The 24,391-nt window shown below is 72.6% G+C and carries 26 protein-coding genes and 5 tRNA genes; 25 read left to right on the top strand and 6 right to left on the bottom strand.

Annotated elements, in window-relative coordinates; all coding sequences use genetic code 11:
* Nucleotides 1–101: 101 nt before the first annotated feature.
* The 5 genes from ACIO5D_RS35000 (at nt 102) to ACIO5D_RS34980 (ending at nt 619) form a co-directional block, all read left to right on the top strand.
* A tRNA-Gln gene (locus tag ACIO5D_RS35000) sits at nt 102–173 on the top strand.
* Nucleotides 174–224: 51 nt separating this feature from the next.
* Nucleotides 225–297, top strand: a tRNA-Glu gene (locus ACIO5D_RS34995).
* Nucleotides 298–324: 27 nt separating this feature from the next.
* A tRNA-Glu gene (locus tag ACIO5D_RS34990) sits at nt 325–397 on the top strand.
* 27 nt (nt 398–424) lie between these two features.
* Nucleotides 425–500: transfer RNA gene (locus ACIO5D_RS34985), tRNA-Glu, on the top strand.
* A 44-nt stretch (nt 501–544) separates the two neighbouring features.
* Nucleotides 545–619 (top strand) — tRNA-Gln (locus ACIO5D_RS34980).
* Between the two features lie 165 nt (nt 620–784).
* Here ACIO5D_RS34980 and ndgR read toward each other — a convergent pair.
* Nucleotides 785–1,498 (bottom strand): IclR family transcriptional regulator NdgR, encoded by a 714-nt coding sequence (gene ndgR, locus ACIO5D_RS34975; protein ID WP_148642806.1) that lies wholly within the window; start codon nt 1,496–1,498, stop codon nt 785–787.
* A gap of 231 nt (nt 1,499–1,729) precedes the next feature.
* Here ndgR and leuC point away from each other — a divergent pair, with 231 nt between their 5' ends.
* The 4 genes from leuC (at nt 1,730) to ACIO5D_RS34955 (ending at nt 5,160) form a co-directional block, all read left to right on the top strand.
* Entirely contained in the window at nt 1,730–3,151 is a 1,422-nt protein-coding gene (gene leuC, locus ACIO5D_RS34970; protein ID WP_363608864.1) for a 3-isopropylmalate dehydratase large subunit, read from the top strand.
* 5 nt (nt 3,152–3,156) lie between these two features.
* Nucleotides 3,157–3,753: a 3-isopropylmalate dehydratase small subunit gene (gene leuD, locus ACIO5D_RS34965; protein WP_363608866.1), complete on the top strand. Its 597-nt coding sequence runs from the start codon at nt 3,157–3,159 to the stop codon at nt 3,751–3,753.
* 182 nt (nt 3,754–3,935) lie between these two features.
* Nucleotides 3,936–4,283: a hypothetical protein gene (locus tag ACIO5D_RS34960; protein ID WP_400658647.1), complete on the top strand. Its 348-nt coding sequence runs from the start codon at nt 3,936–3,938 to the stop codon at nt 4,281–4,283.
* Between the two features lie 133 nt (nt 4,284–4,416).
* Nucleotides 4,417–5,160: an HU family DNA-binding protein gene (locus tag ACIO5D_RS34955; protein ID WP_400800110.1), complete on the top strand. Its 744-nt coding sequence runs from the start codon at nt 4,417–4,419 to the stop codon at nt 5,158–5,160.
* Nucleotides 5,161–5,325: 165 nt separating this feature from the next.
* On the opposite strand, the gene ACIO5D_RS34950 is transcribed toward ACIO5D_RS34955, so the two are convergent.
* Together ACIO5D_RS34950 and cofC are read right to left on the bottom strand one after the other, a co-directional pair.
* Nucleotides 5,326–5,547 (bottom strand): hypothetical protein, encoded by a 222-nt coding sequence (locus ACIO5D_RS34950; RefSeq protein ID WP_363608870.1) that lies wholly within the window; start codon nt 5,545–5,547, stop codon nt 5,326–5,328.
* A gap of 85 nt (nt 5,548–5,632) precedes the next feature.
* Entirely contained in the window at nt 5,633–6,316 is a 684-nt protein-coding gene (gene cofC, locus ACIO5D_RS34945) for a 2-phospho-L-lactate guanylyltransferase (RefSeq protein ID WP_363608872.1), read from the bottom strand.
* Between the two features lie 229 nt (nt 6,317–6,545).
* On the opposite strand from cofC, the gene ACIO5D_RS34940 reads away from it, so the two are divergent.
* The 3 genes from ACIO5D_RS34940 to ACIO5D_RS34930 all read left to right on the top strand — a co-directional run bounded on the left by ACIO5D_RS34940 (nt 6,546) and on the right by ACIO5D_RS34930 (nt 9,640).
* Nucleotides 6,546–7,376: a lysophospholipid acyltransferase family protein gene (locus ACIO5D_RS34940; RefSeq protein ID WP_363608874.1), complete on the top strand. Its 831-nt coding sequence runs from the start codon at nt 6,546–6,548 to the stop codon at nt 7,374–7,376.
* Nucleotides 7,373–8,374 (top strand): NAD(P)H-dependent glycerol-3-phosphate dehydrogenase, encoded by a 1,002-nt coding sequence (locus ACIO5D_RS34935; protein WP_363608876.1) that lies wholly within the window; start codon nt 7,373–7,375, stop codon nt 8,372–8,374. Before ACIO5D_RS34940 ends, ACIO5D_RS34935 begins: the two co-directional genes overlap by 4 nt.
* Nucleotides 8,375–8,497: 123 nt before the next feature.
* A complete protein-coding gene (locus tag ACIO5D_RS34930; RefSeq protein ID WP_363608878.1) occupies nt 8,498–9,640 on the top strand; it encodes a D-alanine--D-alanine ligase family protein in 1,143 nt (380 codons plus the stop codon).
* Nucleotides 9,641–9,717: 77 nt separating this feature from the next.
* Here ACIO5D_RS34930 and ACIO5D_RS34925 read toward each other — a convergent pair whose 3' ends face one another.
* Nucleotides 9,718–10,230, bottom strand: a complete 513-nt coding sequence (locus tag ACIO5D_RS34925) for a DUF3515 family protein (protein WP_400761482.1) — start codon at nt 10,228–10,230, stop codon at nt 9,718–9,720.
* A gap of 19 nt (nt 10,231–10,249) precedes the next feature.
* On the bottom strand, nt 10,250–10,483 hold the full coding sequence (locus ACIO5D_RS34920; protein ID WP_400658652.1) for an Lrp/AsnC family transcriptional regulator: 234 nt from the start codon (nt 10,481–10,483) through the stop codon (nt 10,250–10,252).
* Between the two features lie 215 nt (nt 10,484–10,698).
* On the opposite strand from ACIO5D_RS34920, the gene ACIO5D_RS34915 reads away from it, so the two are divergent.
* The 3 genes from ACIO5D_RS34915 to thiD all read left to right on the top strand — a co-directional run bounded on the left by ACIO5D_RS34915 (nt 10,699) and on the right by thiD (nt 13,730).
* Entirely contained in the window at nt 10,699–11,664 is a 966-nt protein-coding gene (locus ACIO5D_RS34915; RefSeq protein WP_400658654.1) for a thiamine-phosphate kinase, read from the top strand.
* Between the two features lie 201 nt (nt 11,665–11,865).
* Complete coding sequence (locus tag ACIO5D_RS34910) at nt 11,866–12,891, top strand: 6-phosphofructokinase (RefSeq protein ID WP_363608886.1); 1,026 nt, start codon at nt 11,866–11,868, stop codon at nt 12,889–12,891.
* Between the two features lie 23 nt (nt 12,892–12,914).
* Nucleotides 12,915–13,730, top strand: a complete 816-nt coding sequence (thiD, locus tag ACIO5D_RS34905) for a bifunctional hydroxymethylpyrimidine kinase/phosphomethylpyrimidine kinase (protein ID WP_363608888.1) — start codon at nt 12,915–12,917, stop codon at nt 13,728–13,730.
* A gap of 111 nt (nt 13,731–13,841) precedes the next feature.
* Here thiD and rpmB read toward each other — a convergent pair whose 3' ends face one another.
* Nucleotides 13,842–14,027, bottom strand: a complete 186-nt coding sequence (gene rpmB, locus ACIO5D_RS34900; RefSeq protein ID WP_014138233.1) for a 50S ribosomal protein L28 — start codon at nt 14,025–14,027, stop codon at nt 13,842–13,844.
* A 283-nt stretch (nt 14,028–14,310) separates the two neighbouring features.
* Between rpmB and ACIO5D_RS34895 the strand changes: the two genes are divergently transcribed.
* From ACIO5D_RS34895 to mutM, 10 genes are all read left to right on the top strand, one after another.
* Nucleotides 14,311–15,945 (top strand): DAK2 domain-containing protein, encoded by a 1,635-nt coding sequence (locus ACIO5D_RS34895; protein WP_400658659.1) that lies wholly within the window; start codon nt 14,311–14,313, stop codon nt 15,943–15,945.
* A gap of 96 nt (nt 15,946–16,041) precedes the next feature.
* Nucleotides 16,042–18,255 carry an ATP-dependent DNA helicase RecG gene (gene recG / locus ACIO5D_RS34890; protein ID WP_363608892.1) on the top strand — a complete coding sequence of 738 codons (2,214 nt, stop codon included), beginning with the start codon at nt 16,042–16,044 and terminating at the stop codon, nt 18,253–18,255.
* 103 nt (nt 18,256–18,358) lie between these two features.
* Nucleotides 18,359–18,892, top strand: coding sequence for a hypothetical protein (locus tag ACIO5D_RS34885; protein WP_363608894.1), 534 nt, complete (start codon nt 18,359–18,361; stop codon nt 18,890–18,892).
* A 171-nt stretch (nt 18,893–19,063) separates the two neighbouring features.
* A complete protein-coding gene (gene rsmD / locus ACIO5D_RS34880; RefSeq protein ID WP_400800106.1) occupies nt 19,064–19,648 on the top strand; it encodes a 16S rRNA (guanine(966)-N(2))-methyltransferase RsmD in 585 nt (194 codons plus the stop codon).
* 49 nt (nt 19,649–19,697) lie between these two features.
* On the top strand, nt 19,698–20,189 hold the full coding sequence (coaD, locus tag ACIO5D_RS34875; protein ID WP_363608898.1) for a pantetheine-phosphate adenylyltransferase: 492 nt from the start codon (nt 19,698–19,700) through the stop codon (nt 20,187–20,189).
* A 226-nt stretch (nt 20,190–20,415) separates the two neighbouring features.
* A complete protein-coding gene (locus tag ACIO5D_RS34870) occupies nt 20,416–21,627 on the top strand; it encodes a cell division initiation protein (RefSeq protein ID WP_400800103.1) in 1,212 nt (403 codons plus the stop codon).
* Between the two features lie 199 nt (nt 21,628–21,826).
* Nucleotides 21,827–22,471 (top strand): DUF177 domain-containing protein, encoded by a 645-nt coding sequence (locus tag ACIO5D_RS34865; protein WP_363608902.1) that lies wholly within the window; start codon nt 21,827–21,829, stop codon nt 22,469–22,471.
* A 2-nt stretch (nt 22,472–22,473) separates the two neighbouring features.
* Nucleotides 22,474–22,647: a 50S ribosomal protein L32 gene (gene rpmF / locus ACIO5D_RS34860; protein WP_030056747.1), complete on the top strand. Its 174-nt coding sequence runs from the start codon at nt 22,474–22,476 to the stop codon at nt 22,645–22,647.
* A gap of 20 nt (nt 22,648–22,667) precedes the next feature.
* On the top strand, nt 22,668–23,456 hold the full coding sequence (gene rnc, locus ACIO5D_RS34855; RefSeq protein WP_363608904.1) for a ribonuclease III: 789 nt from the start codon (nt 22,668–22,670) through the stop codon (nt 23,454–23,456).
* Nucleotides 23,457–23,507: 51 nt separating this feature from the next.
* Nucleotides 23,508–24,386, top strand: coding sequence for a bifunctional DNA-formamidopyrimidine glycosylase/DNA-(apurinic or apyrimidinic site) lyase (gene mutM / locus ACIO5D_RS34850; protein ID WP_363608906.1), 879 nt, complete (start codon nt 23,508–23,510; stop codon nt 24,384–24,386).
* The last annotated feature ends 5 nt before the right edge of the window (nt 24,387–24,391 follow it).

Genomic DNA, 24,391 nt, shown 5'->3' with positions numbered 1-24,391 from the left:
CTGCGCCGCCCGGGAGGGAACGGCGAGGGACCAGAAACCTCGTCAGGACCAAGCAGGCGGAGCAGCGCCGAGCAAGACCCCGTCAGGGGGTTGAACTCCGGTGGGGTATGGTGTAATTGGCAGCACGAGTGATTCTGGTTCATTTAGTCTAGGTTCGAGTCCTGGTACCCCAGCGCAGTACCCTTGCAGTAACCGCAGTGCCCAGCAGTACCGAAGCAGTACAAGCCCCCGTTGTGTAGCGGCCTAGCACGCTGCCCTCTCACGGCAGTAGCGCCGGTTCGAATCCGGTCGGGGGTACTGATCCCGCAAGGGATCGCCAAGAAAGCCCCCGTTGTGTAGCGGCCTAGCACGCTGCCCTCTCACGGCAGTAGCGCCGGTTCGAATCCGGTCGGGGGTACTGATCCCGCAAGGGGTCACCAAGAAAGCCCCCGTTGTGTAGCGGCCTAGCACGCTGCCCTCTCACGGCAGTAGCGCCGGTTCGAATCCGGTCGGGGGTACCAGAGCAGGAAGGCCGGTGGGCTCGCCCATCGGCTGAATGCTTTGTTGGGGTATGGTGTAATTGGCAGCACGAGTGATTCTGGTTCATTTAGTCTAGGTTCGAGTCCTGGTACCCCAGCCAGAAATAAAAGCCCCGGAGATCCGGGGCTTTTGCGTTTTCCGGAGCGGCCTTCCCCGGTGGCTTTCCCGGGGCGCCCCGACCCCGGGTGACTTTCCCGGGCGCAGCGGAAAAGGGCCCGTACCGGAGTTTCCGGTGCGGGCCCTTTCCGTTGTCCGCCGGTGCCGCTCAGCCGCGGCGGAGTGCCTCGGTGAGGCGGTTGGCGGCCTCGATGATGGCCTGGGCGTGCAGCCGGCCCGGGTGGCGGGTCAGGCGCTCGATCGGGCCGGAGACGGAGACGGCGGCCACCACGCGGTTGGAGGGGCCGCGGACGGGCGCGGAGACGGACGCCACGCCCGGCTCGCGCTCGCCGATGGACTGGGCCCAGCCGCGGCGCCGGACGCCGCTCAGCGCGGTGGCGGTGAAGCGGGCGCCCTGGAGGCCGCGGTGGAGCCGCTCGGGCTCCTCCCAGGCCAGCAGGACCTGGGCGGCCGAGCCGGCCTTCATCGGCAGGGTGCTGCCGACCGGGACGGTGTCCCGCAGACCGGAGAGCCGCTCGGCGGCGGCTACGCAGATCCGCATCTCGCCCTGCCGGCGGTAGAGCTGTGCGCTCTCGCCGGTGACGTCGCGCAGGTGGGTCAGGACCGGGCCCGCGGTGGCGAGCAGCCGGTCCTCGCCCGCCGCGGCGGAGAGTTCGGAGAGACGGGGGCCGAGGATGAACCGCCCCTGCATGTCCCTGGTGACCAGACGGTGGTGTTCGAGTGCGACGGCGAGTCTGTGGGCTGTGGGCCGCGCCAGACCGGTGGCGGCGACCAGCCCCGCCAACGTGGCGGGGCCCGACTCCAGTGCGCTCAGCACCAGAGCGGCCTTGTCGAGAACGCCGACGCCGCTAGAGTTGTCCATGCCCTAAGACTGCAGTCTCATTCCGCGAGACGCAAGTTCAATCTTCCGGGAAAAGCGCCACTCTGGAGAGAGCAGCCCGGGAGACGTCCAGGATGCGGCCTCGGCAGAGCGTCCGCATGGTGGACACCGATCCGGCGTGCAGGTCGCGCGGCGCAAGCCTCACAGGGCGGCGAAAGCACTGACCTCGACGACACGAGAAGGCCGGCAACGCGGCCGGCTGGAGGGAACCCGATGGGACGGACACTCGCAGAGAAGGTCTGGGACGACCACGTCGTGCGGCGCGCGGAGGGCGAGCCCGACCTGCTCTACATCGACCTGCACCTGCTGCACGAGGTGACCAGCCCGCAGGCCTTCGACGGCCTCCGGCTGGCCGGACGCACGGTCCGCCGCACCGATCTCACGATCGCCACCGAGGACCACAACACCCCGACCCTGGACATCGACAAGCCGATCGCCGACCCGGTCTCCCGGGTACAGCTGGAGACGCTGCGCCGCAACGCCGCCGAGTTCGGGGTGCGGATCCACTCGCTGGGCGACATCGAGCAGGGCGTCGTCCACGTGGTCGGCCCGCAGCTCGGCCTGACCCAGCCCGGCACCACCGTCGTCTGTGGGGACTCTCACACCTCCACCCACGGTGCGTTCGGCGCCCTGGCGTTCGGCATCGGCACCAGCCAGGTCGAGCACGTGCTGGCCACCCAGACCCTCCCGCTGGCGCCGTTCAGGACCATGGCGATCACGGTCGAGGGCGAGCTGCCCGAGGGCGTCACCGCCAAGGACCTGATCCTGGCGATCATCACCAGGATCGGCACCGGCGGCGGTCAGGGCTACGTCCTGGAATACCGCGGCTCGGCCATCCGCGGCCTCTCCATGGAGGCCCGCATGACCATCTGCAACATGTCCATCGAGGCGGGCGCCCGGGCCGGCATGATCGCCCCCGACCAGACCACCTTCGACTACCTGGAAGGCCGTCCGCACGCGCCCAAGGGCGAGGACTGGGACGCCGCGGTCGCGTACTGGAAGACCCTGGCCACCGACGAGGACGCGGTCTTCGACCACGAGATCTTCATCGACGCCACCGAGCTGACCCCGTTCGTCACCTGGGGCACCAACCCGGGCCAGGGCGCGCCGCTCGGCTCCGCCGTGCCCGACCCGGCGTCCTTCGCCGACCCGCAGGAGCGGACCGCCGCCGAGAACGCCCTGGCGTACATGGGCCTGGAGGCCGGCACCCCGCTGCGCGAGGTCAAGGTCGACGCCGTCTTCGTCGGCTCCTGCACCAACGGCCGGATCGAGGACCTGCGGGCCGCCGCGGCCATCGTGGAGGGCCGCCGGATCGCCGACGGCGTGCGGATGCTGGTCGTCCCCGGCTCGGTGCGGGTCGCCCTGCAGGCCGTCGAGGAGGGCCTGGACAAGGTGTTCACCGCGGCCGGTGCCGAATGGCGCCACGCGGGCTGCTCGATGTGCCTGGGCATGAACCCCGACCAACTGGCCCCCGGCGAGCGCTGCGCCTCCACCTCGAACCGCAACTTCGAGGGCCGGCAGGGCAAGGGCGGCCGGACCCACCTGGTCTCGCCGCAGGTCGCCGCCGCGACCGCGGTGCTCGGCCGACTGGCCGCACCCGCCGATCTGACCGCCGACGTCGCTGTGGAGGCCTGAGCAGCATGGAGAAGTTCACCACCCACACCGGTTCGGCCGTGCCGCTGCGCCGCAGCAATGTCGACACCGACCAGATCATCCCGGCGCACTGGCTGAAGAAGGTCACCCGTTCCGGTTTTGAGGACGGGCTGTTCGAGGCCTGGCGCAAGGACGAGTCGTTCATCCTCAACCGGCCCGAGCGCCAGGGCGCCACGGTGCTGGTGGCCGGCCCCGAGTTCGGCACCGGATCGTCCCGTGAACACGCCGTCTGGGCACTGCAGAACTACGGTTTCCACGCCGTGATCTCGTCCCGCTTCGCCGATATCTTCCGTGGTAACTCGCTGAAGAACGGCCTGCTCACGGTCGTCCTGCCGCAGGAGACGGTGGAGCGGCTGTGGGCGCTCACCGAGGCCGACCCGACCGCCGAGATCACCGTCGACCTGGAGGCCCGCGAGGTGCGCGCCGAAGGCGTCACGGCCTCGTTCGAGCTGGACGACAATGTCCGTTGGCGGCTGCTGAACGGCCTGGATGACATCAGCATCACACTGCAGAACGAGGCCGACATCGCGGCCTTCGAGGCGACCCGGCCGTCGTTCAAGCCGCGTACTCTGCCGGTTGCCTGAGAGTCCGCTGAGAACAAGCATTCTGACGATCCGCCGGATGGCCCGTCCCCCCTCGGGGGGGCGGGCCATCCGCCGTTCCGAACGAGGAGTTCGGGTCCGCAGCAGCCCCCCGATTGCCGATTTGGGATTGCCGCAGAGGGCCCCGCGCAAGTACAACTGCGGGTAGATGGCACAATCAGTACATGCACCGGCACCATGAACCTCCGTACGCGGGCGGCGAACCCGCGTCACCGGAGTCCACGGGCCGGGGATCCGAACGCCGAATTGACGATCGGCCGGACGCCGCCGCCTCACCTGCTGAGGGGCCGGACGACCCGGAAGTCGCAGCGCTCTACGCGCTTGTGGCCGAGCGGTTGAAGCAAGCTCACGCCCGCGTGCATGCGCTGAACGTGTCTGCCGATGCAAAGACCGCTCTCACCCGTCAACTCCTCATCGTCACCGAGACCGCCAAGCGCGATCTTCCGGGGGCGGCAAGGCGGTTGAGTCGCTTTGTGCAGGACCTCGACGAGGGGCGCCCGCCCGTCGACTGAGGTCGCCGACGCGCAAATCCATTGCGACACTAGGGTGATTCGCGCGTTTGGTAATTGAAAGTCCGCAGATACATACCTAACGTGCGAAATGAACGGATGGAATCATCCGGCGCCCGTTTCCGAAGGGGAAGACGTGAACAAGGCTCAGCTTGTCGAAGCGGTGGCCGAGCAGCTGGGCGGTCGCAAGGCTGCCGCAGAGGCCGTCGACGCAGTGCTCGACACCATGGTGCGTGCCGTTGTGGCGGGTGACCGGGTGTCGGTCACCGGTTTCGGCACCTTTGAGAAGGTGGAGCGCTCCGCGCGCTTCGCCCGCAACCCGCAGACCGGTGAGAAGGTCAAGGTCAAGAAGACCTCGGTGCCCCGCTTCCGTCCGGGCCAGGGCTTCAAGGACCTGGTCAGCGGCGCCAAGAAGCTGCCGAAGGAAGGCCCCTCGGTGAAGAAGGCGCCCAAGGGCTCCCTCACCCCGGGCAAGAGCGGTGTCGCCGCGACGCCGGCCGCCAAGCGCGCCGCCACCAAGCGGGCCGCTGCCGCTGCCGCCGCTCCGGCCGCGACCAAGAAGGCCGCCGCCAAGAAGACGGCCACCACGGCCGCCGCCAAGAAGACGGCCACCACGGCCGCCGCCAAGAAGGCGACCGCCACGAAGGCGACCGCCACCAAGGCGACTCCCGCCAAGAAGACGGCCACCACGGCCGCCGCCAAGAAGACCTCCGCCGCCGCGACCAAGAAGACGGCCGCTGCCAAGAAGACGGTCACCACCGCCGCCGCGAAGAAGACCACGGCCACCGCCAAGAAGGCGACCGCCACGGCCAAGAAGACGGCTCCGGCGAAGAAGACCACCACCCGCAAGACCACCGCGCGCAAGACCAGCGCGAAGTAGTCGCGGGACGGCCTTCGAGAGCCGTGGCGTACCCCCTCCCGGAATTCCGGGTGGACGGGCCGCCACGGCTCTTCCGTTTTCCGGGCCCTCAGTCAGCATCCGATGGCGCGCAGTGACCGGCGCGCGGGCGGGAACGGACGGGAACCAGCGGGAAAGAGGGAGGCGTCAGCCGGCGGCCGGGTCCGGAAAGGTCTGCAGGGTGAGGAAGACCACCCGGCGGGCCTCGCCGGAGCCCTCGGTGCGGATGCGCACCCGCTGGCCGGGGCGCAGCAGCCGGAGGCCGCCGGCGTCGAAGGCGGCCGCGTCGAACGGCACCGGGGTCCCGTCGTCGAGCAGCACGGAGCCGGCCCGGGTGGCGGGGTCGAAGGTGAACGCGGTGGCCTGCATGGAAGCAGCATAGCGAGCGGTACCGACAGGCCGGGGCGGCGTCCGGAGCCCGGCCCGGGGCCGGGAACGCGGTCCGGGGCGCCGCTCAGGGGCGTCCGAGCCGCACCGCGAGGGCGCCGGTGTGCGGGCCGACACCGAGGGCGAGGGCCTCGGTGAGGTCGGCGCCGGTGTCGACGTCCCGACGGACCGACTCCACGCCCGCGAGCCGCAGTTCGCGGGCGCCGCCGGCCGCGTGCCGGGCCCGGGAGCCGTCGCCGAAGGCGGGGGAGAGCGGGCTGCCGGGGGCGCAGGCGAGCAGCGTGGTGCCCAGCCCGGGGCTGTCGGCCAGGAAGGCGCGCCCGGTCGGCGGGACGGCGCGCAGGACCCGGGCCAGTTCGGCCGGGCGCAGGGCCGGCAGGTCGGCGGAGAGCGCCGCCAGCGGCGCGTGCGGGGCGAGGGCCAGCGCGGCCGACGCACCGTGCGTCAACGCCTGGTTGAGGCCGCCGCCGGGCTCGTCGTCGACGACGACGGCGCCCAGCGCGGCCAGCCGGGCGCCGGCGTCCCGGTCCCGGGTGACCACCAGTACACGGGACACCCCGGAGGTCGCCAGGGCGGCGGCGACGGTGTCGAGGGCGAAGGAGAGTGCCAGGTCCGCCCGGTGCGGCCCGGCGAACGGGGCCAGCCGGGTCTTGGCCAGCGCGAGCGGCTTGAGCGGCAGCACCAGCGACCAGCCGCCGGTGGGTGCGGGGGGCGCGACGGGCCCGCTGGGGCGTACGGTGTCCTGGGTCATCGGCGTCATTGTGACGCCGGTCCAGGAGCTCTCGCCAGGCCGTCCCAGCTGTGCGGACGTGCGTTTGATCACGCCTGCCGGATGTGCTGGCGGGGTTGCTCGACAGGCGGTGAGCGGTCGGGCGAGACTGTTCCGCGCCCGGGTTCCGGGCAGCGGGTCGCCGGTGCGCGGCACCGGAAGGTTATGACTGCGGCACCCCGGGTGCCGCACCGGATGAGGAGGACCTGGGGTGGCCCGCCGCTCGTACGCCGGCTTCGGCAACGCCGATTACGGCATCTGGTACCGCTTCGCGGCCGTGCTGGTGAAGCCGGTGACGACCGCCCTGGTGAAGCCCGACTGGCGGGGCTGGGAGCACCTTCCGGAGAAGGGCGGCTTCATCGCCGCGGTCAACCACAACTCGATCATCGACCCGGTGGTGTACGCGCACTGGCAGTACAACAGCGGGCGCCCGCCGCGCATCCTGGGGAAGTCCTCGCTGTTCTCGGTGCCGTTCATCGGGTTCATGCTGCGCAAGACCGGCCAGATCCCGGTGTTCCGCGAGTCCACCGACGCCGCGGCCGCGTTCCGGGCGGCGATCGACGCGGTCAACAACGGCCAGTGTGTGCAGTTCTACCCGGAGGGCACGCTCACCCGGGATCCGGACCTGTGGCCGATGACCGGCAAGAGCGGGGTGGCCCGCGTCGCGCTGATGACCGGCGCGCCGGTCATCCCGGTGGCGCACTGGGGCGCGCACGAGATCATCCCGCCGTACGGCAGGGGCGGTTCCGGGCGGGGCAGGTTCAACCTGTTCCCGCGCCACAGGGTGACGGTGGCGGCCGGGCCCGCGGTGGACCTGAGCAAGTACCAGGGCCAGGAGCTGACCGCCCAGGTGCTCAGGGACGCCACCGAGGACATCATGGCGGCGATCACCGCCGTGCTGGCCGACATCCGCGGCGAGGAGCCGCCGGCCGAGCGGTACGACATGCGCGCGGCCGCCCGGAGCCGGGCCACCGCCGCGGCGGCCGAGCGGCAACGGGCCGCGGGCACGCGCACGAACGGAACCGAGGAGGCCGGCAAGTGACCCGATGTGCCGTGTTCGGGACGGGTTCCTGGGGGACCGCGTTCGCGATGGTGCTGGCCGACGCCGGCAGCGAGGTGGTGCTCTGGGGGCGCCGCCAGGAGCTGGTGGACGCCATCAACACCACCCGGGTGAACCCGGACTACCTGCCGCAGGTCGAGCTGCCGGCGTCGATCCGGGCCACCACCGACGCCGCCGAGGCGCTGGCCGGCGCGGAGTTCGCGGTGCTCGCGGTGCCCTCGCAGACGCTGCGCGAGAACCTGGCCGCCTGGGCGCCGCTGCTCGGCCCGCGGACCGTGCTGGTCAGCCTGATGAAGGGCATCGAGCTGGGCACGGCGAAGCGGATGAGCGAGGTGATCGCCGAGGTCGCCGGGGTCGGCCCGGAGCGGGTCGCGGTCGTCAGCGGCCCCAACCTGGCGCGGGAGATCGCCAACCGGCAGCCCGCCGCGAGCGTGGTGGCCTGCACCGACGAGTCGGTCGCCAAGCGCCTCCAGGCGGCCTGCCACACCCCGTACTTCCGCCCGTACACCAACAGCGACGTGATCGGCTGCGAGCTGGGCGGCGCGGTGAAGAACGTGATCGGCCTGGCGGTCGGCATGGCCGACGGCATGGGGCTCGGCGACAACACCAAGGCGACGCTGATCACCCGCGGGCTGGCCGAGACCACCCGGCTGGGGCTGGCGCTCGGCGCCGACCCGTACACCTTCGCCGGGCTCGCCGGGATGGGCGACCTGGTGGCGACCTGCTCCTCGCCGCTGTCGCGCAACCACACCTTCGGCACCAACCTCGGCCGGGGCATGTCGCTGGCGGAGACCATCGCCGCCACCCGGCAGACCGCGGAGGGCGTGAAGTCCTGCGAGTCGGTGCTCGACCTGGCCCGGCGCAACGGCGTCGACATGCCGATCGTCGAGGCCGTGGTGGACGTGGTGCACAACGGGCGGCCCACCCAGGAGGCGCTGGCCGCGCTGATGGCGCGGTCGGCCAAGCCGGAACGGCACTGACGGCCCGTCCCCGCGGCCTGTTCCCGCCGTCCGTCCCCACCCCCGTCCCCGGCGCCCGGGCGCCGGGGATTCCGGGGCGGCACACTTTCCGGAAACCTTTCGCACGGTAGTCTCAAACCCGATATGAGCATCGAACAGACCTCCCCGAATCCGTCCGCGAAGCCGCGCGTAGCGATCGTCTTCGGCGGCCGCAGCTCCGAGCACGCCATCTCGGTCTCCACCGCGGGCAGCGTGCTCAGGGCGATCGACCGCGAGAAGTACGACGTGCTGCCGATCGGCATCACCCACGAGGGCCGCTGGGCGCTGGTCAGCGACGAACCGGCCCGGATGGCGATCACCGACGGCCGTCTGCCGGACGTCGCCCACGTGGCCGAGGCCCTCGACGGCCGGGTCGCGCTGCCGCTCGACCCGGGCAGCCGCGAGGTGGTCTGGAGCGAGCCGGGCTCCGCTCCCAAGGTGCTCGGCGAGGTCGACGTGGTCTTCCCGCTGCTGCACGGCCCCTGGGGGGAGGACGGCACCCTGCAGGGCCTGCTGGAGCTCTCCGGCGTGCCCTACGTCGGCAACGGCGTGCTCGCCAGCGCGGTCGGCATGGACAAGGAGTTCACCAAGCGCGTCCTGGCCTCGCACGGCCTGGGCGTCGGCCGGTACACCGTCGTCCGTCCGCGCGAGTGGGAGAGCGAGGCGGGCCGCGCCGCCGTCCGCGAGCGGGCCGCCGAGCTGGGCCTGCCGCTGTTCGTGAAGCCCTGCCGGGCCGGTTCCAGCATGGGCATCACCAAGGTCAAGGACCTCGCCGACCTCGACGCGGCGATCGAGGAGGCCCGTCGGCACGACCCCAAGCTGATCATCGAGGCGGGTGTCTCCGGCCGCGAGATCGAGTGCGCGGTGCTGGAGTTCGAGGACGGGCCGCGGGCGAGCGTGCCGGCCGAGATCCTGGTCGGCGGCGGCTACGAGTTCTACGACTTCGACGCCAAGTACATCGACTCCTCCGAGGTGCGGATCCCGGCCGGGCTCCCGGAGCCGGAGACCGCCGAGATCCGGCGCCAGGCGGTCGAGGCCTTCGAGGCGCTCGGCTGCGAGGGCCTGGCCCGGGTGGACTTCTTCCTGCTGGACGACGGCAGCTGGATGATCAACGAGATCAACACCATGCCCGGCTTCACCCCGATCTCGGCCTACCCGAAGATGTGGGAGGCCAGCGGGCTGACGTACCCGGAGCTGGTCGACCGGCTGCTCCAGGCGGCGCTGCGCCGTTCGACCGGCCTGCGGTAGCCGGTCCGGACCGGCGACGGACGACGGACGACGGCGGGCCGGGAAGCTCCCGGCCCGCCCTCGCACCTACCGTGTCGCTACGGGATGTTGGCCTTCACCACGTCGGAGAGGGCGGCGGCCGCGTCCAGCGGGTTGGCGGTGACCCCGCCGGGGACGGTCACCTCGACGAAGGCGGCGCGCTGGGTGGCGGTGAACCGGTAGCCGCCGTCGTTCAGCTGCTCCGGCCACCAGGTGACGTCGTTGACCGTGGGGGACATCTCGGCCTGGCGGTCGCCGGTGAGCCCCTCGGGGTGCGGCACGCCGCAGCGCAGCACGGTGCGCGGGCTGGTGTCCCAGGCCGCGACGAACGGTGAGGCGGGGGACGGGTCCCGGCGCTGGTGGCCGAGCAGGGTCGACGGCAGCGCGGCGACCAGCGCGCGGCAGTACTCGGCCTGGCGGCTGGTCGGCGTCGGCGCCTCGATCTTCTCGGGCGCGCTCCAACTGCCGAGCAGCACCACCACGGTGCAGGTCAGCGCGACGGGCACCGCCAGCCACCGGACGGGGGCCGGCAGTGCCGCCAGGACGCGGGGGACACGGAGTTCTCTGGCCACCCGCCGATGGTAGCCGGGCCTACAGATGCACCACCGGACAGGTGAGGGTCCGGGTGATGCCCTCGACCTTCTGGATCTTGGCGACGACGAGCCGGCCGAGGTCGTCGACGGTCTCGGACTCGGCCCGCACGATCACGTCGTAGGGACCGGTCACGTCCTCGGCCTGGATGACACCTGGGATTTCGGAGATGGCCGCGGCCACGGGAGTGGCCTTGCCGACCTCGGTCTGGATCAGGATGTATGCCTGTACCACGGGGACCTCCCGGCGGCTGGTTACGGGGATCGCCGCCGTGATCGCCCGGTCAGGCGCGAGGGTGGGAACGGGCTCACCGGCAGTCTGATCACCACGCTACCCCGCAGCGGGCCGAGGAGGGGAGACCTCGGCGCTCTGGAAGGGCGTACGCTGCGCGCGGGGGCCGCTTGTGCCGTACGGCGACAAGCTTCCGGCTGGAACGCGAGAGGACGCAGATGCAGGGGACCGTGGGCGAGCTTGGCGAGTTCGGCCTCATCAGGGAGCTGACCGCCCGGGTACCGCTCACCGACGCCGTCGACCTCGGTCCCGGTGACGACGCCGCGGTGGTGAAGGCGCCGGACGGCCGGGTGGTGGCCACCACGGACGTGCTGATCGAGAACCGGCACTTCCGCCGGGACTGGTCCACCGCCTACGACGTGGGCCGCAAGGCCGCCGCGCAGAACCTCGCCGACGTGGCCGCGATGGGTGCCGTGCCGACCGCGATCCTGCTCGGGCTGGTCGCCCCCGCCGATCTGCCCACCACCTGGGCCACCGAGCTGATGGACGGGCTGCGCGACGAGTGCCAGGTGGCCGGTGCGACGGTGGTCGGCGGCGATGTGGTGCGCGGTGACACCATCACGCTGGCCATCACGGCGCTCGGGGACCTTCAGGGGCGTGCGCCCGTGACGCGCGCCGGGGCACAGGTGGGCGACGTGGTCGCGGTCACCGGCTGGCTCGGCTGGTCGGCCGCCGGACTGACCGTGCTGCAGCGCGGGTTCCGCTCCCCGCGGGCCTTCGTCGAGGCGCACCGCCGCCCCGAGCCGCCGTACCACGCGGGCCCGGCCGCGGCCGAGTTGGGCGCCACCGCGATGATCGACGTGAGTGACGGGCTGGTCGCCGACCTCGGCCATGTCGCCCGGGCCAGCGGGGTGGACATCGACCTCAGGGCCGCCGACTTCGACGTCCCGGCGCAGATGGCCGACATCGGCCAGGCGGTCGGGGTGGACCCCTTGGTCTGGGTGCTCTCCGGCGGCGAGGACCACGCGATCGTGGCGACCTTCCCGCGCGGGGCCCAACTGCCCGCCCGCTGGCGGGTGGTGGGCGTGGTGGCCGGCCGGGCGAGGCCCGCCCGCGGCGGCCGGGTGACGGTGGACGGCGAGGCCTGGGACCGGGTCGGCGGCTGGGACCACTTCGCCGAGTGACCTGTCCGGCCGGGTGGACGACGCCCCGGTGCGGGTGGTGCGGACGGCGCGGGGACGGGCGGGGACGACGTCCGGGACGCTCCCCGAGTGCGGTGGACGGGCACGGGGGGACGGACCGCGTAGGCTTGCGGACGACCGGGCCCGCCCGCCCTTCGGCGCGGGTGGTCTGAACCACTTGCGGAGCGGGAGAGCACAGCCACCATGCGCATCGGTGTCCTGACCAGCGGCGGCGACTGCCCCGGCCTCAACGCGGTGATCCGTTCCGTGGTGCACCGCGGCACGGATGTGCACGGCGACGAGATCGTCGGCATCGAGGACGGCTTCCTCGGCCTGATCGAGGGCCGCACCCGGCCGATCTCGCACGACGACGTCACCGGCCTGCTGACCCTCGGCGGCACCATCCTGGGCTCGGCCCGGGTGCAGCGCGACCGGATCGCCTGGGCGGTGGAGAACGCGCAGACCCTGGCCCGGGACATCGGCATCGACGCGCTGATCGCGATCGGCGGCGAGGGCACGCTGACCGCCGCCAAGATGTTCAGCGACGCCGGGCTGCCGGTGGTCGGCGTCCCGAAGACCATCGACAACGACATCGACGCCACCGACGTCACCTTCGGCTTCGACACCGCGGTGCACGTCGCGACCGACGCGATCGACCGGCTGAAGACCACCGCGGAATCCCACCAGCGTGTGATGGTGGTGGAGTTGATGGGCCGTCACACCGGCTGGATCACCCTCACCGCCGGTATGGCGGGCGGTGCGCACGGCATCCTCATCCCGGAGAAGCCGTTCGACATCGAGGCGGTGGCCCGGATGGTCGAGGACCGCTTCTCCCGGGGCAAGAAGTTCGCCATCATCGCCGTCGCCGAGGGCGCCGCCCCGCTGCCCGGCACCATGCGCTTCGACCACGGCACCGTCGACCAGTACGGCCACCAGACCTTCGGCGGGATCGGCAACCGGCTCGCCAACGAGCTGGAGAACCTGCTCGGCAAGGAGGCCCGGCCGGTCATCCTCGGCCACACCCAGCGCGGCGGCACCCCCACCGCCCGCGACCGGGTGCTCGCCACCCGGTTCGGCTGGCACGCGGTGGAGGCCGTCCACCGGGGCGAGTTCGGGTACTTCACCGCGCTGCGCGGCAACTCCATCGAGCTGGTGCCGGTCGCGCAGGCCGTCACCCGTCTCAAGACCGTGCCGCAGGACCGCTGGCTGGAATCCGAAGCCGTGCTCTGAACCGGCCCGGGTAGGTTGGGCGCATGGCTCTTGCGTCCCCCACCCCCGCCACCGCTCCTCCGCGTGTGCTCACCGTCGCCGGCTCCGACTCCGGCGGCGGCGCCGGCATCCAGGCCGACCTCAAGGCGATGCTCGCCCTCGGCGTCCACGGCATGAGCGTCATCACCGCCGTCACCGCACAGAACTCGCTCGGGGTCCAGGGCTACTGGGAGCTGCCGGCCGAGGCCGTCCGGGCCCAGTTCCGCAGTGTGGTGGACGACATCGGGGTGCAGGCCGTGAAGACCGGCATGCTCGCCTCGACCGAGCTGGTCGAGACCGTCTCCGAGCTGCTGGCCGGGGTGGACGCCCCGGTGGTGGTCGACCCGGTCGGCGTCTCCAAGCACGGGGACGCGCTGCTGGCCGCCGAGGCCGTCGCCACCGTCCGGGAGAGACTGCTGCCGGTCGCCACCCTCGCCACGCCCAACCTGCACGAGGTGACGCAGCTCACCGGCCGGACCGTCGAGCGCGAGGCGCAGATGCTCGACGCGGCCAAGGCGCTGCTCGACCTCGGTCCGCGCTGGGTGCTGGTGAAGGGCGGCCACCTGGAAGGCGAGGCCGCCGACCTGCTCTACGGCGGGGCGGGGGAGGAGTACTGGTACCGCGCCCCGCGCTTCGACAACCGGCACACCCACGGCACCGGCTGCACCCTGGCCAGCTCGATCGCCGCAGGCCTCGCCAAGGGCGAGTCGCTGCCCGAGGCGGTGGCCTCCGCCAAGGAGTACATCACCGGGGCGATCGCCGGCGGGTTCGCGCTCGGCGCCGGGATCGGACCGGTCGACCACGCCTGGCGCTGGCGCTGACACCGTCATGGGCGGGCCCGAGGGCCCGCCCATGACGGTGCGGAAAAACAGAAAGCCGGTTCATCCGAGGATGAACCGGCTGACTGGAGGACCGGCTTACCGGTCTGCGCGTCAGCGCGAGACCTTACCGGCCTTGATGCACGAGGTGCAGACGTTGAGCCGCTTCGGCGTCCGCCCAATCACAGCGCGCACCGTCTGGATGTTGGGGTTCCAACGACGGGGGGTACGGCGGTGAGAGTGGGAGATGCTGTTGCCGAAGCCCGGCCCCTTGCCGCAGACGTCGCAGTTGGCAGCCACAGGAGTCACTCCAAGACTTCAGATCATTTACGTTCGAAAACCCCGCTGGACCAGCGGAGCACTCTCGTGAACCGGACCGGACCGAAGGGTGAGCCCGGATTGTTCCAGGCAACCGGAAGAGCATACAACGCTTGCTTCCGTTCGACGAAACTACCACGACCACGCGGGTGATCGCTTCGCTCACGGCCCCCCGGCGCCGCCCCCCGGCCCCCGATAACCTGCCGGTATCACCCCTCGCCGTTCACTCTCAGGCCATCACGGCGTCCCATCCGGAGGAGACCTGGTGCTGCACACGCTCGACGCCCCGGCCGTGCGCACCTGGTGCCAGCTGGCTCTGCGCGCGCTCGGCCAGGCCCGCGAGGAGATCGACGCACTCAACGTCTACCCCGTCCCGGACGGAGACACCGGCACCAACCTCTATCTGACCGTGGAGTCGGCCGCGGCCGCGGTGGAGAGCCGGTTCACCGACCCGGCCGGGGACCCGGAGCCCGGGCTCGCCGAGGCCGCCCGGGCGATGGCCCGGGGGGCGCTGATCGGCGCCCGCGGCAACTCCGGCGTCATCCTGGCCCAGTGGCTGCGCGGCACCGCCGAGACCCTGGCCGGGGGCGGCGGCGCCGAGCAGCTGCGCGCCGCGCTCCAGCGCGCCGCCGAGTCCGCCTACCAGGCCGTCGCGGAACCCGTCGAGGGCACCCTGCTGACCGTCGCCCGGGTGGCCGCCCGGGAGGCGGCCCGGGTCGGCGGCGGGCTCGCCCAGGTCGCCGACACCGCCCACCGCGCCGCCCGCGACGCGCTGCGGCACACCCCCGAGCAGCTCTCCGTCCTGGCCGAGGCCGGGGTGGTGGACGCCGGCGGGCGCGGCCTGGTCGCCGTGCTCGGGGCCCTCGCCGACGCGGTGGCCGGGCACCAGCCGATGGGCCCGGTCGCGCTGCGCGGGGACGTCCGGACCGCCGAGAGCTGCGCGGGCGCGCACCTTCGGCCGCCCGGCCCCGGCCACCCCGCCTTCGAGGTGATCTACCTGCTGGACGCGCCCGACGAGGCGCTGCCCGCGCTCCGGACGCGGCTCGGCGCGCTCGGCGACTCGCTGGTGGTCGGCGGCGGCGACGGCCTGTGGAACGTCCATGTCCACGTGGACGACGCGGGCGCCGCCGTCGAGGCCGGGGTCGAGGCCGGGCGCCCGCACCAGATCCGGATCACGCACTTCGCCGAGGCCGCCGCACGCTCCGGCACCGCGGCCGAGCGGGGCGAGCGAGCGGAGCGCGCCCGGGCGGTGCTCTCCGTGGTCTCCGGCGCGGGCCTGGCCGAACTCTGCGAACAGGCCGGTGCCGCCGTGCTGCGCGCCGACCCGGACCGCCCGCCCGCCAGCGCCGAACTCGCCGAGGCGGTCCGGCGGGCCGCCGCCCGCGAGGTCGTCCTGCTGCTCAACGACCCCGAACTGCGGGCCGCCGCCGGGGCCGCCGCCGACCAGCTGCGCGAGGAGGGCATACGGATCGCGGTGCTGCCCACCCGCTCGCCGGTCCAGGGCCTGGCCGCGCTGGCCGTGCACGAGGCGGGCCGCCGGTTCGACGAGGACGTGGTGGCCATGACGTCCGCCGCCGGTGCCACCCGGCACGCCGAACTCGCCCTCGCCGAGGGGGAGTCCTGGACGATGGCCGGGGTCTGCCAGGCCGGGGACGTGCTCGGCCTGATCGACGGCGACGTCGCGGTGATCGGCACCGGGCTGGCCGAGGTCGGCGAGAGCGTGCTCGACCGGATGCTCGGCGCGGGCGGCGAACTCGTCACCCTGGTCCTCGGCGAGGGCGCGCCCGCCGGCCTGGCCGAGCGGCTGGTCGCGCACGCCCGGCACCGGCGCCCCGAGGTCGACGCGGTGGTCTTCCACGGCGGCCAGGAGTCCGCGCCGCTGCTGATCGGGGTGGAGTGAGCCGCCGGCCCGCCGGCCCGCCGGCCCGCCGGTCCGCCGGGCTGACGCACCGCCGCTCCGGTGGTTCTGTCGGCCCGGTGGTGTAAACAGGGCGTGATGGGCGCTCTCGATGAACCACTGACCAAACTGGTCGGCGACCGTACCGCCAAGGTGCTCGCCGACAGCCTCAAGCTGCGCACGGTCGGGGACCTGCTGCACCACTATCCGCGCCGCTACGTCGAACGCGGCCAGCTCACCAGCCTGGACGAGCTGGAGATCGACGAGCACGTGACCGTGCTGGCCCGGATCGAGAAGGTCACCCTGATCCCGTTCCGCGGCCGCAAGGGCGACCGCCTGGAGGTCGTCGTCACCGACGGCCGCAGCCGGCTCTCCCTGGTCTTCTTCAACCAGGGCTGGCGGCAGAAGGAGCTGCGGACCGGCGCCCAGGGCCTGTTCGCGGGCAAGGTCGGCGTCTTCAACCGCACCCGCCAGCTGGTCTCGCCCGACTACCAGCTGCTCGACGAGGACGCCGGGTCCGACGCGGCCCGGCAGTTCGCCGGCCGGCTCATCCCGGTGTACGGCGCCAGCGCCCAGATGCCCAGCTGGAAGCTGTCGATCTGCGTCGAGACGGCGCTCACCAAGCACCTGGCCGACGTCGGCGAACCGCTGCCCGCCGAACTGCGCGAGCGGCACGACCTGATCCCGCTGCCCGAGGCGCTGGAGCTGGTCCACCGCCCGCGCAGCCAGGCCGACCGCGAGCGCGCCCAGAGCCGGCTGCGCTGGGACGAGGCGTTCGTCCTCCAGGTCGCGCTCGCCCAGCGCCGGGCCGCCGACTCCGCGCTGCCCGCCGTCCCGCGCCTGCCCCGGGCGGGCGGCCTGCTGGACGCCTTCGACGCGCGGCTGCCGTTCACCCTCACCGACGGCCAGCGGACCGTCTCCGCCGAGATCGCCGCCGACCTGGCCACCTCCCACCCGATGCACCGGCTGCTCCAGGGCGAGGTCGGCTCGGGGAAGACGCTGGTCGCGCTGCGCGCCATGCTCGCCGTGGTGGACGCCGGCGGCCAGGCCGTCCTGCTCGCGCCCACCGAGGTGCTGGCGCAGCAGCACCACCGCTCGATCGTCGAGATGATGGGCGACCTGGCCGAGGGCGGCATGCTCGGCGGCTCGGACCTCGGCACCAAGGTGGTGCTGCTGACCGGCTCGATGGGCGTTCCGGCCCGGCGGCAGGCGCTGCTGGACATGGCCTGCGGTGACGCGGGCGTCGCCATCGGCACCCACGCGCTGATCGAGGACAAGGTGCAGTTCCAGGACCTCGGCCTGGTCGTGGTGGACGAGCAGCACCGCTTCGGCGTCGAGCAGCGGGACGCCCTGCGGGCCAAGGGCGAACAGCCGCCGCACCTGCTGGTGATGACGGCCACCCCGATCCCGCGCACCGTCGCGATGACGGTCTTCGGGGACCTGGAGACGTCCGTGCTGGACCAGCTGCCGGCCGGGCGCTCGCCGATCTCCACCCATGTCGTCCCGGCCGTCGAGAAGCCCAACTTCCTGGCCCGCGCCTGGGAGCGGGTCCGCGAGGAGGTGGCCAAGGGCCACCAGGCGTACGTGGTCTGCCCCCGGATCGGGGACGAGGAACCCACCGACCCGAAGAACGCGAAGAAGAAGCGCAAGCCGGCGCCGGACGACCCGGAGGACCTGGGCGCCGACAGCGACGAGCGCCGGCCCCCGCTGTCCGTGGTCGAGACCGCCGAGATGCTGGAGAAGGGGCCGCTGGCCGGGCTGCGGGTGGAGATCCTGCACGGCCGGCTGGCGCCCGAGGCGAAGGACGAGGTGATGCGCCGGTTCACGGCCGGCGCGGTGGACGTCCTGGTGGCCACCACCGTGATCGAGGTCGGCGTCAACGTCCCCAACTCCACCGCGATGGTGATCATGGACGCGGACCGGTTCGGCGTCTCCCAGCTGCACCAGCTGCGCGGCCGGGTCGGGCGCGGCAGCGCGGCGGGCCTCTGTCTGCTGGTCAGCGACATGCCGGCGGGCAGCCCCGCCCGGGCCCGGCTGGACGCGGTCGCCGGCACGCTGGACGGCTTCGAGCTGTCCCGGATCGACCTCGAACAGCGCCGCGAGGGCGATGTGCTGGGCCAGGCGCAGTCCGGGGTGAAGTCGTCGCTCAAGGTGCTCTCCGTGCTGGAGGACGAGGACGTCATCGTGACGGCCCGCACCGAGGCCACCCGGCTGGTCGCCGAGGATCCCGGGCTGGCCGCCCATCCGGATCTGCGCACCGCGCTGGAGAGCCTGATCGACGAGGACCGCGCGGCCTACATGGAGAAGGGCTGAGCGCGTTCGTCCAGGGTCGATTGTCAGACCCCCGGGAGAGAATGGAGTTGTTCAGGGCGCACTCCCAACGTGCGTACCTGGCGCGACATTTGGGGGTCATGCCATGGCATTCCGTCATCTCAACGAGCTCCCGCTGGGCGACAAGGTCTTCCGGATCGAACTCGCCAGCGACGACGACCGCGAGGTCACCCTCACCCTGACCGGCTGGCGGGAGGGGGCGGCGGCATCGCCGCTCGCCTCGGGCCGGCTCCGCCTGCCGGTCGAGGACGTCGCCTCGCTGCGGATCGCGCTCAACCGCGCGCTGCGGGCGCTGGCGATCGTCGCCGATGTCTCCGAGCCCATCCCCGACCGTGACGTGCTGCGCGAGCTCTACCCCGGCCATGGCGCCCCCTGGGTGCCGCAGCACGAGGAGGAGCTGGTCCGGCGGTTCCACGACAGCGAGACCATCGCCCGGATCGCCGCCCGCTTCGGCCGCACGCCCGACTCCGTCCGCACCAAGCTGCGCGAGCTCGGCCACGACCCGCGCCGCCCCGAGTTCTGCCCGCCCGACGGCTGCCTCTCCTGGTCCCGCTACGCCTCGCCGACACTGCTCGGCGCGGCCGTTCCGGCCCAGACCGCGGTCCCCGACGCAAGCTGAGCACCCGGCCCCTCCCCCCGGACCGGGCTGAGCCGAGGGGCCGACGACGCGAGCGAGCCGAAGGGGCGCGGGAGGGAGGGCGGCGGTACCGGGCACCAGCGCCCCGGAGGCGAGCCGAGCGCGGAGCAGGGGATAGCGTGGTGGGCAGCGACGAAAGGACCTCCCACCACCATGACCCGCGTCATCGCCGGGGCGGCCGGCGGCCGTCGGCTGGCCGTACCGCCCGGCCGGGGCACCCGCCCGACCTCCGACAAGGCCCGCGAGGCGATGTTCTCCACCCTGGAGTCGCTGCGCGGGACCCTGCACGGGGTCCGGATGCTCGACCTGTTCGGCGGATCGGGCGCGGTCGGTCTGGAGGCGCTGTCGCGCGGCGCCGAGCACGTGCTGCTGGTCGAGGCGGACGGCCAGGCGGCCCGGGTGATCCGGGAGAACGTCCGGATCGTCAACCTCCCGGGGGCCGAGGTGCGGGCCGCCCGGGCCGAGAAGGTGATCGTGGGGCCGGCCCCGGAGGTCCCGTATGACCTGGTCTTTCTCGACCCGCCGTACGTCGTCACCGACAACGAGGTGCGCGAGATGCTGATCACACTCCTGGCCGGGGACTGGCTCGCGGACGGCGCACTCGTCACCGTGGAGCGCAGCACCCGCGGTGGCGGGTTCGGCTGGCCGGAGGGCTTCGAGGGGGTGCGCTCGCGCCGTTACGGCGAGGGCACGCTCTGGTACGGTCGCGCCGCCGCCGAGGCTCGCCAACACTCGTAACGGGCCGAGGCCCGCAGCAGCCGTCACCCGATGAGGGAGCACCCACGCCATGCGTCGCGCCGTCTGTCCCGGATCGTTCGACCCGATCACCAACGGTCATCTCGACATCATCGAGCGGGCCTCGAAGCTGTACGACGTGGTGCATGTCGCGGTCCTGATCAACCGGAACAAGCAGGGCATGTTCACCATCGAGGAGCGGATCGGCCTGATCGAGGAGACCACCGCCCAGTACGGGAACATCGTGGTGGAGTCGCACAGCGGCCTGCTGGTGGACTTCTGCCGGGAGCGCGACATCCCGGCGATCATCAAGGGCCTGCGTGCCGTCAGCGACTTCGACTACGAGCTGCAGATGGCGCAGATGAACCACGGCCTCAGCGGCGTCGAGACGCTGTTCGTGCCGACCTCGCCGACGTACAGCTTCCTGTCGTCCACCCTGGTCAAGGAGGTCGCCTCGTACGGGGGCGACGTCTCGCACCTGCTGCCGGAGACGGTGCACCGCCGGCTGGTCGACCGGATCGCGGAGCGCAGGGCCGCGCAGTAACGCGCGGGCTTTCCGCTCGTCCGTCCGTTCGCCCGCCCGTCCGCTCGGAGTCCGTTTCTGCCGGTTCGTCATGAGTTGTCCCCGGTCCGGGCGGGCGGTCCGGTCCGGGCGTTGTGACCTCGCGCGGCGGTGGCCGTAAAGTCTGTATTCCTGCCCTGCGGTGAGGTCCACCGCGCTGGGCCTGCCTCCGCCGGACCGTCGGCGGCACACGGAAAGACGAAGCCCCGTGGACGTGCAGAACAAAGTCGACGAGATCGTCGCGGCCGTCGAGAACGCCCGCGCGATGCCGATGTCGGCCTCCTGCGTGGTGAACCGAGCCGAGCTGGTCGGTCTGCTCCAGGGCCTGCGGGCGGCCCTGCCCGCCGAACTGGCCCAGGCGCAGTCCGTGATGGCGGACCACGAGCAGGTGGTGGCCGAGGCGCAGGCCGAGGCGGAGCGGATCATCCAGGGCGCGCACGCCGAGCGCGGTTCGCTGATCTCCGACACCGAGGTGGTCCGCCGGGCCCAGGCCGAGGCGGACCGCATCCTCGCGGAGGCGCGGGCCGAGGTCGAGGCCAAGCTCAGCGAGGCCGACGACTACGTGGACAGCAAGCTCGCCAACTTCGAGGTCGTGCTCACCAAGACGCTGGGCGCGGTCGGCCGCGGCCGGACCAAGCTGCGCGGCGACGCCAGTGTCTTCGAGACCGAGTACGAGGGCGAGAGCGACGGCGAGGAGTTCCGGCCGCAGCAGCGGATCAGCCCGAGCCCCGAGGTCGACGAGTACGTCGATGTGAAGCTCGCCACCCTGGAGGCCGTCCTCGGCAAGACGCTGGCGGCCGTCGGCAAGGGCCGCGACAAGCTGCTCGGCAAGGCCCCGATCGACGAGCTGGGCGCCTACCTGGCCGCCGCCGACCAGGCCCAGCAGGCCAAGAACCGCGCCGAGGCGGTCGCGGCGGGCTTCGCCGCCGACGCCGACGGCGAGGAGATCCCCTGGTACCGCGAAGAGGTGCCGCAGCAGCAGACCTGGCCCGAGCAGACCCCGGCCGCGGCCGGCTGGCAGACCCCCGGCGCGGACCAGTACGCGGCCGCCCAGCAGCAGGGCGGGCAGTACGCCGAGGTCTACGGCGGCGGCTTCGACCCGGCCGTGCAGGGCGACCCCTACGGCGCCCAGTACGGCTACCCGCAGCAGCCGCCCCAGCCGCCCCAGCAGCCGGGCTACCCGGCCGGGCGGCAGGACGCCTGGGGGAACCCGCAGCCGGACGGCACGGACGGCTACCCCCAGCAGCAGGGCTTCGCCGCCCAGCAGTACGACGCGTGGGGGCAGCCCCAGCAGACCGCCGGGGGCGGCTACCCGCCGCCGCCGGCCGCCCCGCCGCAGCAGCAGGGGCTGGACGAGACCAGCTTCTTCGACACCAGCATGATCGACATGACCAGGCTCAGGGAGCTCGGCGGCCGCTGATCCCGGCCGCCCGGCCGGGTGCCTCACGGGGGGCCCGGCGAGGGCCCCGGCGGGGAGCCCGGCCGGGACCGAAGTTGGGCCTGACGGGAGACTCCGGTAGTCTGACCACTCCGGCCTCTCCGTGTCGGGCCGTCGGTCTGCCCGCGCATCATCCGATGAGCAGCGCCGCACCTCAGTCTCCTCAGGAAGTCAGGACACCTTGAACCGCCTCGACCACCGCGACCCCCTCGTGTTCGACACGCACGAGCTGGGACGTCGCCCGGGCTCGCTGCGCAAGGTGTCCCGCACCCTGGAGGCCCCCGAGGGCCTCGGGATCATCGATGTGATCGGCGTCCCGGAGAAGAGCGAGATCCGGCTGGAGCTCCGCCTGGAGTCCGTGGTCGAGGGTGTGCTGGTGACCGGCACCGCCGAGGCCCGGGTCGAGGGCGAGTGCGCACGGTGCCTGGAGCCGGTCGAGGACGACCTCGAGGTGGACTTCCAGGAGCTGTACTACTACCCGGAGTCCGACGAGCGCCACCGCGCCCGGACCGCCGGGGCCGAGGACCTCGACGAGGACTCGGACGAAGAGACTTACCGTCTGGAGGGCGACTTCTTCGACCTCCAGCCGGTGCTGCGTGACGCGGTGGTGCTCGCACTGCCGCTGCAGCCGGTGTGCCAGGACGACTGCCTGGGCCTGTGCTCCGAATGCGGAGCGCGCCTGAGCGACGACCCGGCGCACCACCACGAGGCCGCCGACCCCCGGTGGGCGGCTCTGCAGGGACTCTCCGCCGCCCCCGGCGACGAGGGTGACGGGATCAAGAACAGCGACACCCGTGAGGGTGCCGCCGAGAACCAGGAGAAGTAGCCGTGGCTGTTCCGAAGCGGAAGATGTCGCGCAGCAACACGCGCCACCGCCGTTCCAACTGGAAGGCCGTCGTTCCGGCCCTCGTGGCGTGCGACCGCTGCCACGAGCCGAAGCTCGGCCACATCGCGTGCCCGAGCTGCGGCACGTACAACCGCCGCCAGGTCCTCTCGGTCTGATCGGCGGGGTGCACGGATCGATGTCGGACGGTAATCCCTCCCGCAAGGCGGCCATCGCCCCGAAGGGTCCTTCGGGCGGCGGAAAGGCCGGCGGGCCGGCTTCGACCGAATACGACGTCCTGGAAGGGCGCCTCGGGTACACACTTGAGCGCGCCCTTCTGGTACGTGCCCTGACCCACCGCTCGTACGCGTACGAGAACGGTGGGCTGCCCACCAACGAGCGCCTGGAGTTCCTCGGCGACTCGGTGCTGGGCCTGGTGGTGACCGACACCCTCTACCGCGTCCACCCGGACGTCCCCGAGGGCACGCTCGCCAAGCTGCGCGCCGCGGTGGTGAACTCCCGCGCGCTCGCGGACGTCGGCCGGGGTCTGGACCTCGGCGTCTTCATCCGGCTCGGCAAGGGCGAGGAGGGCACCGGCGGTCGCGACAAGTCGTCGATCCTCGCCGACACCGTCGAGGCCGTGATCGGCGCCGTCTACCTGGACCAGGGCCTGGACGCGGCCACCGAGTTCGTCCACCGGCTGTTCGACCCGCTGATCGAGGAGTCCTCTCAGCTGGGGGCCGGCCTGGACTGGAAGACCAGCCTTCAGGAACTCACCGCCTCGGCGGGTATCGGAGTCCCGGAGTACGTGGTCGCGGAGTCCGGTCCGGACCACGAGAAGACCTTCACCGCCGCTGCCCGGGTGGCCGGCGAGGACTTCGGCACCGGTGTCGGCCGCTCGAAGAAGGAAGCCGAGCAGAAGGCCGCGGAGAGCGCCTGGCGGGCGATCAAGGAGAAGTACGCCAACCGCCTGCCCGGTGGCGCCTGAGTTCGCAGTAGCCTTCCTCCTGCAGATCCCCGTCGCAGGAGGCCAGTTCACGTGCCCGAACTCCCCGAGGTAGAGGTCGTCCGCCGAGGGCTGGCGAACTGGGTCGCAGGCCGGACCGTCGCCGGCGTCCAGGTGCTGCACCCGCGCGCGGTGCGCCGCCAGCCCGCCGGGCCGGCCGACTTCGCCGCCCGGCTGACCGGCACCACGCTCGGCAGCGCGCAGCGGCGCGGCAAGTACCTCTGGGTACCGCTCTCCGGTGCCGGAACCGGATTCTCACTGCTCGGCCACCTCGGGATGAGCGGCCAACTGCTCGTCCAGGACCCGGCGGTGCCCGACGAGACGCATCTGCGGGTGCGGCTGCGGTTCACCGACGGCGGGCGCGAACTGCGCTTCGTCGACCAGCGGACCTTCGGCGGTCTCGCGGTGGAGGAGGCCGAGGACGGCGACCCGGAGGGGACCCCGGTCTCCCTCGCGCACATCGCCCGCGACCCGCTCGACCCGCGCTTCGACGACGCCGCCTTCGTGGCCGCGCTGCGCGCCAGGCGCACCACGGTCAAGCGGGCCCTGCTGGACCAGACCCTGATCAGCGGCGTCGGCAACATCTACGCCGACGAGGCGCTCTGGCGCTCCCGGCTGCACTACGACCGCCCGACCGGCTCGCTCACCCGCCCCCAGGCCGCCGTACTGCTGGCGCACGCCCGGGACGTGATGACCGCCGCCCTCGCCGTCGGCGGCACCAGCTTCGACAGCCTCTACGTCAACGTGAACGGCGAGAGCGGCTACTTCTCCCGCGACCTCGACGCCTACGGCCGTGAGCACGAGCCCTGCCGCCGTTGCGGCACCCCGATCCGCCGCGCGGCCTGGATGAACCGGTCCAGCTACTTCTGCCCCCGCTGCCAGCGCGTGCCACGGGCCCGCAGCGGGGGCTGAAGGGC

Origin of the sequence: Kitasatospora sp. NPDC087315, assembly GCF_044744345.1 — a bacterium.
GTDB lineage: Bacteria > Actinomycetota > Actinomycetes > Streptomycetales > Streptomycetaceae > Kitasatospora.
The sequence above is the reverse complement of the archived record's forward strand: the minus strand, read 5'-3'. Positions and strand labels throughout refer to the sequence as shown.